This window comes from Endozoicomonas sp. SESOKO3, assembly GCF_024606255.1.
In genome coordinates, this window is record NZ_JAHHPR010000475.1 from 1 (window position 1) to 2,136 (window position 2,136).

1 protein-coding gene is annotated in these 2,136 nt (G+C 48.8%); it reads left to right on the forward strand.

Going from position 1 to position 2,136, the window contains the following annotated elements:
* The first annotated feature begins 105 nt into the window (after window positions 1-105).
* Window positions 106-1,872 carry a response regulator gene (locus tag KDK18_RS08160; protein ID WP_257254410.1) on the forward strand — a complete coding sequence of 589 codons (1,767 nt, stop codon included), beginning with the start codon at window positions 106-108 and terminating at the stop codon, window positions 1,870-1,872.
* Window positions 1,873-2,136 lie beyond the last annotated feature (264 nt).

Sequence of the window (2,136 nt, forward strand, 5' to 3'; positions counted from 1 at the left end):
CCCCTGAACGGAATCTCCGGCTATGCCGCCCTGTTGCTTGAAACGGAACTTAAATCACAGCAAAGGGAGTACCTGTAGACTATTGAGAAGTCTGCCCAGAGTCTTATGACCATGCTGAATGACATTCTCGACTTCTCCAGAATTGAGGCAGGCAAGCTCGAACTGGACAATCAGCAACTCAGTATACGGGAAGTGATTGATGATGTTCTGGCTATTATGGCCCCTGCAGCGCACCATAAATCGCTGGAACTGGCCAGCTTCATTTACGAGGACACTCCTGAAGATATCATTGGTGACAAACTGCGGCTCTCCCAGATTCTAACCAATCTCGTGAGCAACGCGATCAAGTTCACCAGTTACGGCAGCGTCGCCATTCGAGTCATGCTGGAGCAAGTGGATGACTCTGACGTCCATACACTAAAGTTTACTGTCACGGATACAGGCTCAGGCCTGACTTCCGAACAGCACTCACGTATTTTCAACGCTTTCTCACAGGCCGACTCCAGCAGAACCCGACAAGCCGGAGGGACTGGCCTGGGACTCGCTATCAGCAAAAGTCTTGTGGAACAGATGCAAGGGGAAATCGGACTCGATTCTGATCTTGGCAGAGGCTCTACTTTCTGGTTTACCATTCGAGCCCATCCAATAAAAGAGGAAAACGTATTGTTTAAGCCAGAACCCATAACTGGCTGCCATCATGTATTACTTTATGAGCCACAGGAACTCTCAAGACTTTCCATTGGGCATCAGGCACAAAGCCTGGGATTAAAAGTCACTTCGTTTCAGTCTCTGGACGAGCTGCAAACTTACGTTGAAAACCATCATAACTATGACTTGCTTCTTCTGAGCCAGGGTGATGATCGTCTGCAACGCACCGTGAGGATCGCCGAGAGCTATCTCACACAGAGCCCTGTTTTGATTCTAGCCATGGCCGGTAACACTAATCACCCTGAAACTCTGCCCACCGGGATTCACTGCCTCCTTAAACCCGTGGCCAGAAACAAACTCTTGCTGGCGATTCAGGGGATGACCTCGAATACACTCTCCGGAACCGACGTCATGCAACCCGCCAAAGCAGTATTTGAAAAAAAACTGGATATCCTGATCGTGGATGATAACCAGGTAAACCTTAAGTTACTGGAAACCATTCTGTTAAAAATGAATCAGTCTGTAACCACCGCTCACAATGGTTTTGAAGCCATTGAATACTGCCATCAGAAAATCTTCGACCTGATACTGATGGATGTTCAGATGCCTGACATTGACGGATTAGAAACGACGCGTCGAATCAGAAATATCAACAATATCTATAAACGTATTCCTGTTATTGCTGTGACTGCCCACGCACTGCCCGAGGAACGCAAACAGATTCTGCAAAGCGGTATGGATGACTATATGACCAAGCCAGTCAATACCCGGCAACTGGTCACCACCATCAGTCACTGGACGGGTAACTCGGTGCAGGCACCCGATGAACCGACTGAAGAAAATCTATCCAGACAGGTAAAACCCAACTTATCACCGATAGACGTCGAGAAGAGCATAAAGCTTGCTGCCGGCAACCAGGAACTGGCCAGAGAAATGTTGGCCATGCTACTTGGTGGTCTGCCAGAGGATTTGCAGACGATCGAAGAAAGCTTCCGAAATAATCTGCACGAGCCGCTACTGGATCGGGTTCACAGACTTCATGGTGCTTGCCGATACTGTGCAGCTCCAAGACTTCTGGAAGCCTGTCTGGAGCTGGAAACCGACCTCAAGCACAGCGCTCACCTTAATGCGCCCAACATCATTCACGGTGTGGAGGAAGTGACCAGGGCCATTAAAGAGCTTTTGGACTGGCAGCGATCAAAGGAAGCAGAAGCCATTGCCTGAACAAATTCCGGGATTAGATGTCCCGCTGCGCTGCTGAGGATTAAAATCAGGCGTGTTCGCTCTGAAACTCCTGCCGTATCAATTGCAGTTACGAGCAGACCGACTCTGCTCTCGTGACAGAATTATATCTTTCGTGGTTCCATCCGAAACCCATTGAAAATTGAGGGGTAGGTCTAATGCCCACCTTAAGGTTCAATGCTAATCAGGATTATCCCTTTTAAGGCCTGAGCCCCCTCTGGCTCTTTTGTTTGTCTTCTATCAGTC

Coding starts and splice junctions, on each gene's coding strand:
- KDK18_RS08160 (WP_257254410.1), top strand. CDS start 106: ATGACCATGCTGAATGACATTCTCGACTTCTCCAGAATTGAGGCAGGC.